General features: G+C 68.2%; 13 protein-coding genes. 2 read left to right on the top strand and 11 right to left on the bottom strand.

Annotation, left to right across the window (positions count from 1 at the left end):
• Nucleotides 1–6 precede the first annotated feature (6 nt).
• The 3 genes from ACXJKJ_RS12475 to ACXJKJ_RS12465 form a co-directional block, all read right to left on the bottom strand.
• Nucleotides 7–693, bottom strand: a complete 687-nt coding sequence (locus tag ACXJKJ_RS12475; RefSeq protein ID WP_457390322.1) for a pyrimidine 5'-nucleotidase — start codon at nt 691–693, stop codon at nt 7–9.
• Nucleotides 694–812: 119 nt separating this feature from the next.
• Nucleotides 813–1,718 (bottom strand): acetylglutamate kinase, encoded by a 906-nt coding sequence (gene argB / locus ACXJKJ_RS12470; protein WP_457390321.1) that lies wholly within the window; start codon nt 1,716–1,718, stop codon nt 813–815.
• A 103-nt stretch (nt 1,719–1,821) separates the two neighbouring features.
• Nucleotides 1,822–2,832: a dienelactone hydrolase family protein gene (locus tag ACXJKJ_RS12465; protein ID WP_457390320.1), complete on the bottom strand. Its 1,011-nt coding sequence runs from the start codon at nt 2,830–2,832 to the stop codon at nt 1,822–1,824.
• Between the two features lie 50 nt (nt 2,833–2,882).
• Between ACXJKJ_RS12465 and ACXJKJ_RS12460 the strand changes: the two genes are divergently transcribed.
• Nucleotides 2,883–3,776: a cation diffusion facilitator family transporter gene (locus ACXJKJ_RS12460; protein ID WP_457390319.1), complete on the top strand. Its 894-nt coding sequence runs from the start codon at nt 2,883–2,885 to the stop codon at nt 3,774–3,776.
• Nucleotides 3,773–4,213, top strand: a complete 441-nt coding sequence (gene dtd, locus ACXJKJ_RS12455) for a D-aminoacyl-tRNA deacylase (protein WP_457390318.1) — start codon at nt 3,773–3,775, stop codon at nt 4,211–4,213. The genes ACXJKJ_RS12460 and dtd overlap by 4 nt, the downstream gene beginning before the upstream one ends.
• Here the strand turns inward: dtd and ACXJKJ_RS12450 are convergent.
• The 8 genes from ACXJKJ_RS12450 to ACXJKJ_RS12415 all read right to left on the bottom strand — a co-directional run bounded on the left by ACXJKJ_RS12450 (nt 4,210) and on the right by ACXJKJ_RS12415 (nt 16,515).
• Nucleotides 4,210–4,431 carry a hypothetical protein gene (locus tag ACXJKJ_RS12450; RefSeq protein ID WP_056192911.1) on the bottom strand — a complete coding sequence of 74 codons (222 nt, stop codon included), beginning with the start codon at nt 4,429–4,431 and terminating at the stop codon, nt 4,210–4,212. The genes dtd and ACXJKJ_RS12450 overlap by 4 nt on opposite strands.
• 9 nt (nt 4,432–4,440) lie before the next feature.
• Nucleotides 4,441–7,722, bottom strand: a complete 3,282-nt coding sequence (locus tag ACXJKJ_RS12445; RefSeq protein WP_457390317.1) for a GH36-type glycosyl hydrolase domain-containing protein — start codon at nt 7,720–7,722, stop codon at nt 4,441–4,443.
• Entirely contained in the window at nt 7,719–8,441 is a 723-nt protein-coding gene (locus ACXJKJ_RS12440; RefSeq protein WP_457390316.1) for a carboxylesterase family protein, read from the bottom strand. Before ACXJKJ_RS12440 ends, ACXJKJ_RS12445 begins: the two co-directional genes overlap by 4 nt.
• The gene (locus tag ACXJKJ_RS12435) at nt 8,438–11,404 is read right to left on the bottom strand and encodes a hypothetical protein (protein WP_457390315.1); all 2,967 of its coding nucleotides are present in this window, start codon (nt 11,402–11,404) and stop codon (nt 8,438–8,440) included. Before ACXJKJ_RS12435 ends, ACXJKJ_RS12440 begins: the two co-directional genes overlap by 4 nt.
• A gap of 610 nt (nt 11,405–12,014) precedes the next feature.
• Nucleotides 12,015–12,734 (bottom strand): carbohydrate ABC transporter permease, encoded by a 720-nt coding sequence (locus tag ACXJKJ_RS12430; protein WP_235531826.1) that lies wholly within the window; start codon nt 12,732–12,734, stop codon nt 12,015–12,017.
• Between the two features lie 89 nt (nt 12,735–12,823).
• The gene (locus ACXJKJ_RS12425) at nt 12,824–13,720 is read right to left on the bottom strand and encodes a carbohydrate ABC transporter permease (RefSeq protein WP_056192924.1); all 897 of its coding nucleotides are present in this window, start codon (nt 13,718–13,720) and stop codon (nt 12,824–12,826) included.
• A complete protein-coding gene (locus ACXJKJ_RS12420; protein WP_457390314.1) occupies nt 13,717–14,985 on the bottom strand; it encodes a sugar ABC transporter substrate-binding protein in 1,269 nt (422 codons plus the stop codon). Before ACXJKJ_RS12420 ends, ACXJKJ_RS12425 begins: the two co-directional genes overlap by 4 nt.
• A 108-nt stretch (nt 14,986–15,093) precedes the next feature.
• Nucleotides 15,094–16,515, bottom strand: a complete 1,422-nt coding sequence (locus ACXJKJ_RS12415) for a glucoamylase family protein (RefSeq protein WP_457390313.1) — start codon at nt 16,513–16,515, stop codon at nt 15,094–15,096.
• Nucleotides 16,516–16,520: the final 5 nt, after the last annotated feature.

Raw genomic sequence — 16,520 nt, 5'->3', positions numbered from 1 at the left:
CTTCCTTCAGAACAGGGGGTAGCGTAACAAGGCTGCCAGGGAACGCACTCGCTGGGTCACGTAGGCCGGGCGGTGCTGCAGGCGCCGGCCATCGGCCGCCTTGCGCAGCCAGCGCTGCATCCAGACGGTGCGCAGCCCCAGGCTGCGGGCCGATTTCTGGTGGATCAGCGTGTCTTCAACGAGGATGCAGCGTTCCGGCTTCAGCTTCAGGCGTGCCAGCACGATACGGAACATGCGCGTATCGGGCTTGGGGCGGGAGTGGCCGAAGATCTGCATGTCCTCGACACAGATCAGGCGCTCGAAGACGCCGGACAGCCCGATGGCGGCCAGCACGCGCTCGGCATAGCTGCGCGGCGCATTGGTCATCAGCAGCTTGCGCCCCGGCAGGCGGCGCAGCGCGGCCAGGTCATGGCCGTGGCCATGCAGATGGGCTTCCAGCCCGGGCAGGCGATGGGTCTCGCTGAGGAAATGCGCCGGCTTCACGCCATGGTGGCGCTGCAGCCCCGTCAGCGTTGCGCCATAGCGCTGCCAGTAGCGATTGCGCAGCGCCGCGGCCTGCTCTTCCGTCAGGCCGAGGTAGGTGACCATATAGGCCGCCATCGACGCATTCAGCTCGGTGAACGCCCGATGCGAAGCGTTGTGCAGGGTGTCGTCGAGGTCGAACAGCCAGACCGGGTCGCGAGATTTCGTCACCCACCGATCATCGCAAGTCCTCGCCTTCGGCTCAGACGCGGAACGCGCATTCCGTCTCATCGAGACGAAATCATCGCAAGTCCTCCCCTTCGGCTCAGACGCGGCACGAGCATTTCGTCTCATCGAGACGAAATCATCGTGCCGTAGGCCTGATCGGTCAGTATCTCCAGCAGCATGGCGTGCGGCACACGGCCGTCGATGATGTGCACGGCATTGACACCGCTCTTGGCCGCGTCAATGGCGCCGGCGATCTTGGGGATCATGCCGCCACTGATGGTGCCGTCGGCCACCAGCTCGTCGATGCGGCGCGGCGTCAGTTCGGTCAGCAGCTCGCCGTTCTTGTCCAGCACGCCGCGGATGTTGGTCAGCATCAGCAGCTTCTCGGCCTGCAGCACCGTGGCCAGCTTGGCGGCGACGACGTCAGCGTTGATGTTGTAGCTCTCGTTGTGCTCGCCAAAGCCGATGGGGCTGACGACGGGGATGAACTGGTCGTCCTGCAGGGCCTTCACGACGCTGGGGTCGATGGCGACGATGTCGCCGACCTGGCCGACGTCGTGCTCCTTGGCCGGGTCGTCCTTGTCCATCATCTTGAGCTTCTTCGCGCGGATCATGCCGCCGTCGCGGCCCGTGAGGCCCACGGCCTTGCCGCCGGCGGCATTGATGAGGCCGACGATGTCCTGCTGCACCTGGCCGGCCAGCACCCACTCGACGACCTCCATGGTTTCCTCGTCGGTGACGCGCATGCCCTGCACGAACTCGCCTTTCTTGCCCAGGCGGCTCAAGGCGCCTTCGATCTGCGGCCCGCCGCCGTGCACGACGATGGGGTTCAGGCCCACGAGCTTGAGCAGCACCACGTCCTCGGCGAAGTCCTGCTGCAGGCCCGGGTCGGTCATCGCATTGCCGCCGTATTTGATGACGATGGTCTTGCCGTGGAACTTGCGGATGTAAGGCAGGGCCTGCGAAAGGATCTCGGCCTTCTCGCGCGGGGCGATGTGGGAGACGTCGGTGGTATGGGGGGTGGTCATGCAGCGGACTCCGGAAAGCAGCAGGCGGATTCTAGGGACGCCGCCATGGCGGTCGCTCCCATGACCCGCCAGCCTGAGGATGCATCCGGCGCATGCCCGCGGGTCACTTGCCGGCGAAAAACACCTGCCGCACGAAGGCCTTCACATCCGCTCGCGATTGCCGGAAGGCCGATTCGTTGCGCCCGACATGCACGCCCCGGATGACGCAGCTGTCGAAGAACTCCCCAAGCCTCGCCGCGTCGATGGTCGCGCCGGTGCGCTCGGCCGTGATCTTCCACGCCTCGATGTCCCAGCGCAGCACGCCGCAGGGCGCTGCCGACGTGGCCCCCTCCAGCAGGAAGGGCTGGTACATGGCGTCCCAGGAATGCGGCGCCCCGGCGTAGTTGATGGTGCGAGCCGGCGTGCCCGCCTCGGCGTAGCGCTCGGCCAACTGCTCGCAGGGCCGCGCCGTGGCGTAGTCGTCTTCAGCGCCGACGAGGTTGAGCAGCGGCGCCTTCGTCACTCGCGGCGACCAGTAGACCTGGTTGCATCCCGCGTACACCGGGATGTGCAGGGCGAAGCTCAGGTCACTCTTCACCACGGCACGGCGCAGCGGTTCGATGGCGGTCTGGAAGGCCACGCTTCCGCCGCGCGAGAAGCCCATGATGCCGATACGGGAAGCATCGATGCGTGGATGACCGGCGAGCAGCATCAGCGCCTGGAAGGCGTCCATCAGGTCGGCCGAGTAGGGAACAAGCGTCTGGTTCTCCGCCGTGCGCTTGACGCCGCGCGCCTCAAAGACGTGGACGACGAAGGTAGCGACGCCGATGTCGTTCAAGGCATCGACCCATTGCGACATGCTGCTCTCCACGCCGGCGCTGCCATGCATCAGCGCCATGGCCGGGACCTTGTCGCCGGCGCCCCTGGGCAGGCTCAGTTCGCCCCAGACGCGCTGCGCCGCCCAGTTCTGGCGGCGCTCGCGGGCGAGGTCGAACATGGTCTTGGGCGTGAAGCTGTCGAAGTCGATGCGCCCCTGCGTATCGGGTTTCAGGTCCTGGGCCGGCGTCGCGAACGGCAACGCCAGCAACAGCATGGACAGCAGGCTGGCCGCAGCGCGTATCAAGGCTGTATTCATCATGGCACCCATTCTGCGGGGGCCTGCTGCGCGCCACTGACAATGCCGCCATGCAAGCCAGCGCCTATCTCAAGCTCTCGGTCGCAGTCGCCCTCGTGACCATTGCGCTGAAGACCGCCGCGTGGTGGTGGACCGGCTCGGTCAGCCTGGCGGCCGACGCGTTGGAGTCCCTCGTCAACCTGGCCGGCGCCGTGTTCGCCCTGGCCATGGTGACCCTCGCGGCCCAGCCCCCCGACGAGGGCCACCCCTATGGTCACCACAAGGCCGAATACTTCTCCAGCGGCTTCGAGGGCATCCTCATCATCGCGGCCGGCCTGGGCATCCTGTGGGGCGCTGCGGACCGCTGGCAACACCCCCAGGMCTTGGAAGCCATCGGCGTCGGCGTCACGCTGGCCGTCGTCAGCTCGGCATTGAACGGTGCCATGGCCTGGGCCATGCTGCGCAAGGCGCGCGAGGTGCGCTCGGTGGCACTGGAGGGCGATGCGCGCCACCTGATCACCGACGTCTGGACCTCGGCCGGTGTCGTGGCCGGGCTGCTGGGCGTCATGGCCACCGGCTGGCAATGGCTGGACCCGTTGCTGGCCATCATCGTGGCGCTGAACATCCTGCGTGAAGGCGTGCATCTGATGCGCGAGTCCACCGGTGGCTTGATGGACCAGGCCCTGGACGCCGAATCCATGACTCAGGTGATGGCGGTGCTGGACGGCTTTATCCATCCGCACGCCATCCGCTTCGACCACATCGCCAGCCGCGTGGCCGGCCAGCGTCGCTTCATCGACCTGCACATGCACATGCCGGCCAGCTGGACTCTGGGGCGCGCCGCGGCGCTGCGCGTGGACGTCGAGCAGGCGCTGATGAGTGCCGTGCCCGGGCTGCGCGCCAGCATCCAGCTGCTGCCCATGGACGTCGAGGCGCACAACATGGATGAGGAGGACCTGGTGTGATCGCGGTATTGCAAAGGGTGCGCGAGGCACGCGTGGAGGTGGGCGGCGCGGTCGTCGGCGCCATCGGCCACGGCTTTCTGATGCTGGTCTGCGCCGAACCCACCGACAGCGAGGCGACCGCCGAAAAGCTGATCACCAAGGTGCTGAAGCTGCGCGTCTTCAGCGACGACGCCGGCAAGATGAACCGCAGCCTGCAGGACGTGGCCGGCGGCCTGCTCATCGTCAGCCAGTTCACGCTGGCGGCCGACACGAGTGCCGGCAACCGGCCGAGCTTCACGGGCGCTGCTCCGGCCGAGCAGGGGCGCCGGCTCTACGAGCACGCGCTGGCGTTTGCACGAAGCCAGCACGCTGTCGTCGCCAATGGCGAGTTCGGTGCCGACATGCAGGTCCACCTCATCAATGACGGCCCCGTCACCATCCCGATACGGATGGTTTAGGGGTCCTTGAAGACGAGTTTGCATTGGCGCTTGTAGGCCCACCAGGCCGAGACCGTCGCCGTCATCAACGCCGTGAGCGCCGCCCAGGTCAGCACGGACCGGTAGGACGCCTCCTGTCCGCCATGCTGCAGGGCTTCGATGCCGCCCAGCACGGCGCATGCCAGCACGAACACCTGCAGGAAGCGCAAGAGCCAGAACTTCGCAAGGATCTTCACCACGAGGATCTCCTACCCGATCTCTATCGTCAGCCGCGACAGGCTGCCTGGCACAGGCCGCGCCAGCGCCAGCCCAGCCATGCGGTAGGCGTTCGCGCGCCGCACGGCCGGCAGCTCGGCGCCCGCCTCGTCCCGCACCCGCTCCACACCATATCCGCGCGAGCCGACGCGGTAGGTCAGCTCGAAGCGCAAGTCCGCCAGCACCAGCTGCACGGTGAGCCCGTCCAGCAACGGCGGCATGACGGGATCGACGACGAGGGCGCCCTGCTCCAGCCTCAGGCCGAGCAGCGAGTTGATGACCAGACCCAGCGCGATGCCCGGGCCGCTGGAATAGATGCGCCAGCCACCGTCCAGCGCCACCTCACCCACCAACGCGCGGCCGTAGTGAGCTTGCGCCTCGTAGCGGTCGGCGAAGGCAGCGTCGGAGCTGGAGTAATAGCAATTGGCCTGGCGGCGGCTCGCGCTGGGCACGCGGTCGGTCAGTGCAATCGGGTGGGCCAGCGCGAGCGCCTGCAGGAAGGCTTCGGCGTGACCGAGATGGGCCAGCATCTGGGCATAGCGCAGATGGGCATGCATGTACATGATGCCGATCTCGCGGCCGAAGAAGGTGCTGGTCTCGGCGCGCTGGAACAGCTGCGACGGGCCGCCGCGATAGGGTAGCGGCGCGTCGAACAGGCGGGCACCATCGGGGCCCTTCAGATGCTGCTCGATCAGCGCGGCCTGGATGGCGGCCTGCTCAGGGGTGAAGAGCTCGTCGATGACGGCATGCATCATCGGCAGCAGGCTGTAGCGCAGGCCGGTGCGGGTGTCGCGCGGGTGGATCCACAGCTCACGCTCGCCCTGCTCGGGAAAGAGGGCGTAGCCGGCGACGACATCGTCCTGCACCAGCAGGCGCTGGAACTCGGCGCGCACGCCCATGGCCTCGGCGGTCAGCGCGGCGGCGTCATGGGCTCGGCCGATCTGCGTGAAGGCCGTCGCCAGCGTGTGCAGCATCTGGTGGTGCAGCGTGACCGTCCAGGCGCTGCACAGGCGCTCTCGCAGTGCCGGGTCAGCCGGCTGCAGCGAGTCGTTCCAGTCGCCATGCCAGTAGGCGGCCAGCCCCGTGCCGGGCACGACGCGCTGGCGGATCAGCGCCAGCGCCTGCTCGACATGCGCCGCCAACGTGGCCCGCTCGCCGCCGTGGAAGGCCATCACTTCATCGAGGATGCCCGCATCGCCGGAGGCGATCAGGTACTGCGCCAAGCCCAGCAGCGGCCAGAAGACGATGTCGCCATGCGAGTCGCCGGCACGGATCTTGGCCTCGCGCTCGAAGAACATGAACCACTGCGGCCAATCGCCATCCGGGTTCTGGTTGCTGAAGACACGCAGCAGCAGATCGCGCACCGGTGCGGTCTGGCCCAGGGCCAAAAGCATTTCTAGCGGCCCTTGGCAGACGTCGCGCGTGCCCCAGCCACCGCCGGAGTACTGCTCCAGGCCACGCGGCGACAGGTAGTGCACCAGGGCGTTGTGGGCATACCAGGGCAGGATGTCGCTCAGCTGCGCCAGGGCCGGGTGCTGCCAATGCGGCAGCGTCAGTGGCTGGGCAGGCGGCGGCGCGGTCTCGAGCAGTTCGCCGCGCAGCGTCAGCGAGAAAGCGTGGGCCGGCGAGAAGTCGAGGCAGACCAGCGGCTCGCCGTGGCTGACGCCGTCGTCGAACAGCCGGCCGTCGTCGCCCACGATGGCCAGGCCCGGCGCGTCGATGACGAGGCCGCCACCGGGAAAGCGCTGCGCCAGCTCGCTGCCTTCGGGCGGCGTGATGCGCAGCCGGCTGCCACTGTGCTCCCACACGGGCTTGAATGGCGCGGCGCCATCGTCACCGCCCACGGCCAGATTGAGGCTGGCGCGCAGGCGCAGCGCCCGGCCCTTGAGCATGCGCACGCTCAGCGCCATCGCATCCGGCGTGGCGCCGGCCGACGCGACGACCTCGATGACGCCGGCATCAAAGGCATACAGCCAGCGGCAACGCTGCGGCTGGATCTCGAAGGCCGACGGCAGGCCGAGCAGCAGCCAGTCGCTCACCTGTGGCTGCACGAACAACCGCAGGCCGGCCGTGCAGAACAGGCCGAGCAGGCTGCGCTGCGTGGACAGCAGGCGGTTGATGCTGACATGGCCCTGGGTCAGCATGGAATGGAAGACACCGCCCATCCAGCAGGTGGAAGTCAGCGCGCCTTCGTCAGGCACGAGATGGTCGCCGCTGCGCAGGATGTGGCCGTGGGGCCGCTGCACCAGCAGTTCCTTGGCGCGCAACACGACGTGGGTCGCCTCGCCGGTGAAGAAACTCAAGCGCTGGTTGCCCTGCCATTCCTCATGGCGACGCTCGCCGGGGATGTAGGCGGCCAGGTCCTCGTCGCTGAAGTCCCGGCTGGCCAGCATCGATGCGCTGGCGAACAGGCTGGGCGCCGGCAAGAGGCCCGGCGCGTCCAGCATGTTGGATGGCTGGGCCTCGGGCAGCGCCAGCAGCGTGGGCAGCCGGGCCAGGTCGGCATCGCTGCTGGCCCCGGGATGATGGGCTTGCAGCGCCAGGAAAAAGCCCGCCGCCGCGCGCTCACCGGGCGCGAGCGGCAGGGCCTCGTCCTGCAACCCGACCAGGGCGTGCTCGTGCTGCAGGCGCTGACCCGGCAGGTCGCTCAACAGCCCGGGCGGCAAGGCGCCCTCACGCGCGGCATGGCCCCAGACCTGGCTGGCATCGGTCGCAAAACTCTCCGCGCGGCGCAACGAGCCGGCCAGCAGCCAGGGGTGCTTGCCGCCCTGCGCCTGGTTCTGGCGCGCAGCCAGCAGCACCCCGTGGCCGGAGTGCTGCAGCGGCTGCAGGTCGATGTAGTGGCTGACGTAGAACTCGTTGGTGCGCGCGGCGCCATAGTCGGCCAGGCCCACGTCCTGCACCAGCACGGGTGCGATCTCGCAGGCGGTGTCGCTAACGTTCGCGGCCTGCAGATGCCAGAACAGCACGGGCTCATCTGCGGCCAGGCGCAGTTGCAGGCGCAGGGCCAGGCCGTCCCACTCACCGCGCATCTCGAAGGCACCTTCGTCGGTGTGCGCGCTCAGCGGCGAGAGCGGCCCCAGCAGCGCTGCGATGCGCCAATTGCCGCCCACATCGCGCCGGCGCAGCCAGACATTGGCCGGCCCGCCCTCCAGCTCGTTGCCGGGGAAGAGGTTGAGCATCAGCGCCGGCCCGAACATCAGGCGGCGCAGCGCGCCATGGGACAGCAGCTCGGCCTCGAGGCCGACTTTGTTGCCAAGGGAGTGAACGGTCATGTTTGTCGCTGCGCCAGCAGCCAGGGCAGCAGTCCAGGATCTTGATAGGCCGGCGTCCAGGAGTCGTGGCCGACACCGGGGTAGATGGTCAGTGATGCAGTGCCACCGGCCGCGCGCAGCGCCTCGACACAGGCGATATGCGGCGCCAACGGCACGACTTGGTCCTGCTCGCCGTGATAGCCGCGCACCGGCACGCCGCGCATGGCGGACACCTTGGCCGGATCGCCAAAGCCGCAGACAGGTGCGATGGCCGCGAGGTCGCGCGGGAAGGCCGTGGCCCAGTGCCACACGCCGAAGCCGCCGAGGGACAGGCCGGTACCGACGCAGCGCTGCGGATCGATATTGAGCCTGGCCTTGAGGGCGCCGAGCAGCTTGTGCAATCGCTCGGGGTCCCAACGCAGGTTGTCCTCGAGCTGCGGGCTGACAACGATGCACGGATAGTCGGCGCCGGCGGCGACCAGCTTGGGCGGGCCGTGGACCTTGACCTTCTCCAGGTCGGTGCCACGCTCGCCCGAGCCGTGCAGAAAGACAACCAGCGGCCAGGCTTCGGTGCGTTGGCTGTATTCGCGCGGCAGCCAGATCCAGAAGCGCTGGCCTTCGAGCTCCCAGGCGCGCTGCTCGCCGGCGGCCAGGCCGGCAGGCGGCGTGGGCGGCAAGGCCGCGCAGGCGCTGAGCAGAGCCGGCGTCGTCAACAGCAACTGGCGGCGGTTCATCGTCATGGTGCGGGCTCCAGTTGGATGGTGGTGGCGTTGGCGGGCAGGGGCAGTTCGCGGTCCTGCCAGCTCAGGCCCTGAGTCTCGACGTTAGCGCGCGGCAACCGCTCCGTACCCGGCCAGGCCAGGCGCAAATCACCAGGCAGTCGTTCGGGCCGGCGGTCGATATGCAGCGTCCAGCCGCCATCGGCGCGTTTGAGCAAGCGGTAGTCCAGCCGCCCCCAGGCCGTGGACAGGCCGGCCACGCCGATGTCGCCCGCCATGCGCCAGGCGGGCGACAGGCCAGCGCCGAGCACGAGGCTGCCAGTGGCTTCGCGCTCGTAGGCCAGCAGGTCCAGGGCCGCGCGCAGGTAGTCGGACGAGATCCAGGCATGCGGCATGTCGCCCAGGAAGCGGGCCTCGCGCGCATCGGGCCGCACCACCTCGGCCCACTGGTTCCAGCCCATCGGCCGCTGGTGCGTGAAGAACCAGGCCAGCAGCCGGTGCGCTTCATCCACCCGACCCAGGCGCACCAGGGCGCTGACATTGCGCAGCTCGTAGGGCGTGTAGTCGGCCCAGGCCTTGCGGCCCGTGATGCGGGCCTCGGCTTCCGACACATAGCGGTCAAAGGTGCCGCGCAGCAGTTCGGGCGGCAGCTTGTCCGCCTGGGCCGGGTTGAGGGCCATGGTGGTCGACGTCGCATCGAAGTCGCCGCGATCGGCGGCGCCGGCGATGTGGTTCAGCTGGTAGTGCCGGGCGGTCGCAGTGATGGAGGCGCCCAGTTCGGCCTCGAACTCGTCACGCGACACCGCCCAGCGCACGGCCTGCGCGGTGTCACCCAGGGCCTGGGCAATCTGCACCGCGTCCTTGTAGCCGCGCAAGGCCCAGAAGTCGTCCCAATAGGAATAGGCCGGCTTGTCGCTGTAGCCCTCGTGGCTGATGGAGGGCGGCATCAGCCCCTTGAAGCGCGGGTCGGCACCCGGCTTGCGTTCACTCTGGCGCAGGGCCTCCATCCACGCCACGACGCGCTGCACCTTGGGCCAGTGGTGCTCCAGCAGCGCGCGATCCTGGGTGTGACGCCAGAGCTCGGCGACGGCAAACAGGTATTGGCCGTGGCTGTCGTTCTCGACGACGGGGTCGGCGCCGCGCTGGTCGACGCAGCAGGGCACCTTGCCCGACTCGAAGATATAGCCGCCATACCAGTCGACGAACTCGCGCGCGGCCTGGGCCTCACCCATGCGCACGAGGCCGGCCACCATCATGGCGCCATCGCGCACCCAGGAACGGGCGTAGGAGCGCGTGCCGGGGCGCAGCGCGGGGCCGTCGCGGGACACGAGGATCTGCGCCAGCGCGCTGCGCATGGTGTCGGCGATGGGCTGAGCCTGAGGCGGCAGGTTCAGTTCCAGCACGCCGAGGCGGTCGCGCCATTGCGCCGCCGCGACGGCCAGGCGGGTGTCGAGGGCGCCCGCATCACCGCCCGTCACCCAGCCCAGGCTGCGTGCCTCGCCCGATGCGAGTTCGATGTCGAAGCGCATCAGCGCGGAGGGCAGTTGCTCGGCGTCCGCCAGTTGCGTGAGGGGCGGCGCCTGCAGCAGCGTGGCGAAGCCAGGGCCGGCGCTCCACGATGCGGCGCGCACTTCGGCTGGCGTCTCGCGTGGCTGGATGGCCAGGCCGGCAGCAGTCAACTTGCCATCGGCCCAGGCCACGGTGGGCAAAGGACTGATGCCTCCTTGTGTCGACAGGAATTGCTGCGGCGGGTTGACCTGCCAGGGGCGCAACGTCAGCAGCAGCGAGTAGCGCTGCGGTTTGCTGGTGGGGTTGCGTAGCGTGTAGCGGGCCAGCAGCTGCGGCGCCTTGGCCGGACCGTCGGCACCGGCTTCGACGCGCAACTCGACGTCTGCATGCTGCCACCGAACGACCGGCAAGGCGTGCTCGATGAGGCTGTGCCCCGTGCGCACCTGAGCCCAAGTGACGAGACGACCATCAGCCAGGCGCACGGTCGGCTCGATGCTGGGGCCGCCGCGGGTCAGCTCGATGGCGCCGTCCTCGCTGACCAGGCCGGAGCGCTGGGCACCGCCATCCACGCCGACGACGGTCCAGTAATTCTGTTCGCCGAGGAAGGCCCGCGGCAGCTCGCCGCGCGGCAGGGACTTGGCCAGTTCGGCAACGGCGGCGTTGCGGTCCGGCCATTGCGCGGCGTCGCGCAACTCGACCTCAGGCGGCTTCCTGCCCTCATAGCGCAGGCGAATCCAGCGCCACTCCTGCTCGCCGAGGAAGACGGCGCGGCCGGGCTGGGTGGACAGCGTCTTCCAGCGCCGGTTGTCGTCGGAGACCTCGACGCGCATGGCCGCGCCGCTGGCAAACCACAGGCCGTTGAACTCGCGCAAGGTCTGGAAGTCCAGCGTCATCTCGCTGGCGCCCAGCCTGCGGCGCGGCTCGGGCCAGGCCTTGGGCGCGGGCTCGCGCGGCTCCAGGCCCAGGGCGCCGACGCACAAGGCCCCTGCCCCGCCGCCCTGCTGGCCGGCGACGACAACGAACTCGATGAACTGGCTGCGCTTGAGCACGCGGTCCTCGGTCGGCCCCCAGGCGAAGGCGACATGGCGGCGCTTGAAGCGCGTCTCGGTCAGCGTGTCGGGTAGGGTCAGCGCCGGGCGATTGATCCACCAGACGTTGTCGCCGCTGGCGTCGACGAACTTGATCTGCACGTCGTTGCCGGTGGTCTTGCCCTTGAGCTGGGTGGTCAGCGCGAAGTCGGCCGGCCAGTCCAGCGGCAGTTCGCGGCGCAGCACGGCATAGCCGGAGACGCCGGCAAAGTCGTAGTCGAGGCAGAGGGAGTCGTCGCGAGAGTCTTGTCGAAGGGTAGCCTTGACCTGGTCGGAGGCGGTGGCTTTCCAGCGGGTGGCGTCCTTCATGTCATCGAGGATGGCGGCGTGAGACGCAAGGCACGCGAGCAGGGTGCAAGTCAGCAAGACGTAGAGAAACCTTCTCATGGCTTGGCGGCTGCAGGTTGAGAGGTAAGGCCCATGCCGGGAGTTCGCCCCGGCGGACGACCTACTTTCTTGTGCGAACAAGAAAGTAGGCAAAGAAGTCGCCCCCGAACCGCCCGCCCCTTTGCTTCGCAGCGGGGTGCCCTGCGGTACTCAGCCCTTGAGGCCCCGCGCAAAACTCCCTTCGCTACGCTGCGGTCAAACAGTTGCGCGGAGTCAGTTCTTGAGGCGCACTGCGCGCGCGGCCTCAAGGTCTTGCGTTCCTCGGCGGGCTCAAAGGGGGGGAGAAAACCACCTCGGTGCGAACGGCTTTCGGGTTTGGCTGTTGGCTGTTCGGCTGTTTCGAGAACTCCCCTTCTAAACCGCCGAGAAGCGCAGGAGCCCGGGGCGCGAGCGCAGCGAGCCTCAAGCTCTGACTTCGCGCCCCTTTGTTTGAACGCAGCGTAGCGAWGTGAGTTGGGCGCGGCCCCGGGTTCAGAGCATCGCAGGGAACCCCGCAGGGGCGGTTTCGCAGGGGCGACTTTTTGCCTTCTTTTTGGTCGCTCAAAAAGAAGGTCGCCCGCCGGGGCGAACTCCCGGCTGGGCATAGGCACAAAGCCACTGCAACGGGCCGTCATTTCACACTCCCCATCAACAGCCCCTGCATGTAATACCTCTGCAGCGCCACAAACAACCCCAGCACCGGCAGCACGGTGATCACCGCCCCCGCCATCATCAGCTCGCTGTCGTTCACATGCTCCCGCGACAACGCAGCCAATGCGACTGGCAGCGTGTGCATCTCGCCATCCGTCAACACGATCAACGGCCACATGAARTCGTTCCAACTTCCTAAAAAGGCAAACACCGCCAGCGTCACCAACACCGGCTTCAACGTCGGCAGCACGATGTTCCAGAAGATGCGCCCCTCCCCTGCCCCATCCAACCGAGCCGCCTCCAGCAATTCATCCGGCACCCCTCGCGCGTACTGCCGCACAAGGAAGATGCCAAAGATCCCCGCCATGCTGGGAATCAGCACGCCCATCCATGTGTTCACCAGGCCCATGCCCTTGAGCATCAGGAACAGCGGCAGCATCGCCACCTGCCCCGGGATGACAAGCGCCGCGATCAGCAGCCCGAACACCCGCTCGCGGTGGCGAAAGCGCAGCTTGGCGAACGAGTAGCCCGCCAGCGTATTGAAGCTCACCGACATCAACGTGCTCACCACGGCCAGCCCCAGGCTGTTGACGAAGGCTCGCTTCAAGCCACCGTCGCCGAGCAACTGGCGGTAGTGCACCAGCGTCGGGTCGTGCGGGACCAGCGGCGGCGGCAGGCTGGAGGCGCTGCCGGCCGGCATCAGCGACACACACACCATCCACACCAGCGGGAAGGCCGCCAGCGCCGCAAAGGCCCACAGCAGGCCATTGACCAGAAGGGTCCTGGGCTTCATGCGCCCTCCCCCGTCAGCCGCCGCTGCACGGCGATCAGGCCCTTGCTGACCACCACGATGATGACAAAGAGCACAAAGGCCACGGCCGAGGCCAGGCCCAGGTTCCACCACTTGAAGCCTTCTTCGTACATCAGGTAGAGCACGCTGACCGTGCTCTGCAGCGGGCCGCCCTGGGTCATCACATAGGGCTCGGCAAAAAGCTGGAAGTACCCGGCCGTTGTCAGGATGGTGACCATCAGCAGGGTCGGCGCGATGCTGGCCAGCGTGATGTAGCGGAACTGCGCCCAGCTGCGCGCGCCGTCCAGCCGCGCGGCCTCGTACAGGTCATGCGGCACGGCCTGCAGCGCCGCGATGAAGATGATCATGTTGCCGCCGAAGTTCTTCCAGGCGGCGAACAGGATGATGGTGGGCATGGACCAGTGCGGGTCGCCCAGCCAGTCGACGGGGTCCAGGCCCAGGGACTGCAGCGTGTAGTTCACCAGACCGTATTTGACGTGGAAGAGATAGCGCCAGATGACGGCGACGGCCACCAGCGTGGTCACCACGGGGGCGAACAAGGCGGTGCGCAGCAGCGGCTTGAAACGCACCAGCTTCGACTGCAGCAGCACGGCCGCGGCCAGCGACACGCCGATCGACAGCGGCACGCCGAGCACGACGAAGTAGAGGGTATTGCCCAGCGCCTTCCAGAACAGCGGCAGGCTCAACACGTGCACATAGTTGTCCCAGCCTTGCCAGCGCAGGTTGCGCAGGTCGGCCAGCGCATAGATGTCGAAATCGGTGAGGCTCAACGCAAGGCCGGCGAAGACGGGCACGCCGAAGAAGAGCGCGATGACGATCAGCGCCGGAGCGGCGAAGGCCCAGGCGGCGAGGGATTCGCGGCCACTGTGCTTCATGCGGCGGTCTTTCGGTCCAGCATCCAGCGGCGCTTTTCCAGGATGCCGTCGACGAGGGCATCCAGCGAACGCACCGTCGTGTCGAGGTCGGTCACGCCGTGCACCGCGCGCGTGGCCGCGAGCTGCATCTCCTTCTCGATGCGCTCCCATTCCGGCACGGCCGGCGCCGCGCGCACGCGCTCGAGCTGGCGGCGGAAGGCGGCGGCGTGGCGGTCCTCGGCCAGCGTGGCGCCGTTCAAAGGCAGGGCCCAGGCACTGCGCCGCGCCGGCAGGTCGCCCGTCAGGCGGTAGAACTCGAGCTGCACGTCGGGCCGGCTCAGGTAGCTGATCAGCGCCCAGACTTCGGGCTTGTGGCGCGAGCGCTTGAACATGGCGAGGCTGGCACCACCGGYGATGGAGACGCCGGGGCCGTCCGGGCCAGGCAGCTCGGCGGTGATCCAGGCATTGGCCAGTTCGGCCGGCAGGCGGCGCTTGAACTCGCCGATGTCCCAGGGCCCCGACATGTAGAAGGCGAAGTTGCCGCGGCCGAACTCCTGCCAGAGGTTGCCGATCTGCACCTCGCTGACGCCGGGCGCCTCGCCGCGCTGGAAGCGCTCCAGGTAGAAGGACAAAGCCTTGCGAAAGCCCGGGCCTGAGAAGTTGCCATAGCGGCCGCCGTCGCGCAGCACCTCGCCCGGCTGCTGCAGGGCCAAGGCAAGCAGCGGCGCGGATTCGTTGGTCGGCAGCAGGATGGGTTTGTCCATGCCCTGCTCGCGCAGCCGGGCCAGCGCGGCGCGCCAGTCATCCCAACTCACAGGCATGGCCTTGATGCCGGCCTTGGCCAGCAGATCCTGGCGCACAAACATCAGCCGCGTGTCGACATACCAGGGCAGGCCCACGCGCTGGCCACCGGCCAGGTTGGTGGCCCAGACGCCTTCGAAATAGTCCGTCGCCTGCAGTGCCGGCGTGCGCGCGAGCCAAGGCTCCAGCGGCTCCAGCGCGCCCAGGGCCTGCATCTCGGGCAGCCAGGTGTTGCCGACCTGGGCCAGATCGGGCGTGGCGTCGCCAGCGAATGCCGTCAGCAGCTTCTCGTGCGCGGCCGTCCACGGCAGTTGCTCGACCTTGACGCGCACGCCGGGGTGTTCACGCTCGAAGCCGGGCATCAGCTCAGCCACGACCTCGCTCTCGCGGCCCATAGCCCAGAAGCGCAGCGTCGTCGTGCCGCTGTCGCGCGTACAGCCGGCCAGCGCGACGGTCGATGCGGCGAGCAGGTCGCGGCGGCGCATGATCACCCGGCCAAGGCAACACAGCCACAGAGGCACAGAGACACGGAGAGACCTTCATGTCGCGGCCTCTGTGCCTCTGTGCCTCTGTGGCTTTGTTTGAATTTCATTTCAGCCCAACCAGCCGCCAGTGAAGCCAGCCCGCTTCAAGCCCTTGATGAGGTGCGCATTCCTGCGCATCGCCTGCCACACCAGCTCGCCGCGATGGTTGCCCATCATCGCGAGCAGCGGGCCCTGGTCGATGCCCAGCATGTCGGTGTCCACCCATCCCTTGCCGGGCTCGATGCGGCCATGCGTGAGGCGCACATCGGGGAAGTTGAAGCTGGGGTTGAAGGCATCCCAGAAGCCGTAGCGGCCCCAGGTGTGCGGGTAGCGCTCCTTGATGGCCATCAGCGCCGGGATGACGATCTCGGGCGCGAAGGCGATGGAGCCGCCGGCCGCATAGGGCGCCAGCGTGCCGTCGTCATGCAGGCCCATGCCGCGGCCGGCATAGCTGATGAAGCGGCGCTTCACGGTCTTGCCAGCGGTGGTGGTGTATTGAAGCGAGATGTCGGCCGGGCCGTCGCTGGCGCTGACGCCCCAGACCTCGGCGCTGTAGCCCTGCCAGCCGAGCGGGTTGTCCTGGGCATAGGCCTGCTGCACATAGGTGGCGCGACGCGAGTTCTCGAAATAGTCCAAGCCCTTGTCACGCATGTAGGCGTCGCGGATGCCGCGGAAGTCCACCCAGCAGTGCGTGAACTGGTGGCCGAACAGCGGCGGGAAGCGCAGGAAGGTCTGACCGTAGCTTTCGCCCCAACTCTGCTGGTCGTAGGTGCTGGTCCAGGCGTCCCAGGCCTCGGGCTTGACCGGATGGGTCGGCGAACCGAGTGCCAGCAGATAGACCAGCATCGCCTCGTTGTAGCCCTTCCAGTCGCTGCGGATGAAACCCTTCTCGGGCGACCAGCCGTGGCTGATGGACGGCGGGCGCACCTGGGCCCAGGTCCAGTCGACGCGGCCATAGAGCTCGTCCGCCAGTTTGCGGATGGCGGCCTCGTCGGCGTGTTCGCCGTCAAAGAAGCTCTGGGCATGCAGGGCGCCCATCAGCAGCARAGCGGTRTCGACSGTGGASAGCTCGCAGCGGTCGAAGCGCAGGCCCTCCTTCATGTCGAGGAAGTGATAGAAAAAGCCCTTGTGGCCCGCCACGCCGGTCTTGCCCGGGCCTTGGGGCAGGCCGGCGAAGAAGCGCAGCGTCGTCAACGTGCGCTGGGCAGCCTGCGCTCGCGTGATGTAGCCACGCGCCACGCCGACGGGATAGGCGCTCAGCGCAAAACCGACGGCCGCGATGCTGGCGAATGACGGTGTGGGCCAGCGGTCGGGTGCGAGGCCGGTGCGGGCGTCGGTCGTCTCCCAGAAGAAGTCGAAGGTGCGCCGCTCGAGGTCGGCGAGAAAGGTGTCGGCGGCTTGCGCCGGCGCCTCGGCCCAGCTGGGCAGGTTGGCGGCCAGGGCGAGGCCGGCGCCGTGGGCCAGGACGGCGCGTCGGGTCAGCAAACTCATGATGG

This window comes from Roseateles sp. P5_E1 (assembly GCF_054049335.1).
Note: the sequence above shows the minus strand (reverse complement) of the source record. Positions and strands in the feature narration are given on the sequence as shown.

Coding starts and splice junctions, on each gene's coding strand:
- argB (WP_457390321.1), bottom strand. CDS start 1,718: ATGACCACCCCCCATACCACCGACGTCTCCCACATCGCCCCGCGCGAG.
- ACXJKJ_RS12440 (WP_457390316.1), bottom strand. CDS start 8,441: ATGACGATGAACCGCCGCCAGTTGCTGTTGACGACGCCGGCTCTGCTC.
- ACXJKJ_RS12435 (WP_457390315.1), bottom strand. CDS start 11,404: ATGAGAAGGTTTCTCTACGTCTTGCTGACTTGCACCCTGCTCGCGTGC.
- ACXJKJ_RS12445 (WP_457390317.1), bottom strand. CDS start 7,722: ATGACCGTTCACTCCCTTGGCAACAAAGTCGGCCTCGAGGCCGAGCTG.
- ACXJKJ_RS12465 (WP_457390320.1), bottom strand. CDS start 2,832: ATGAATACAGCCTTGATACGCGCTGCGGCCAGCCTGCTGTCCATGCTG.
- ACXJKJ_RS12425 (WP_056192924.1), bottom strand. CDS start 13,720: ATGAAGCACAGTGGCCGCGAATCCCTCGCCGCCTGGGCCTTCGCCGCT.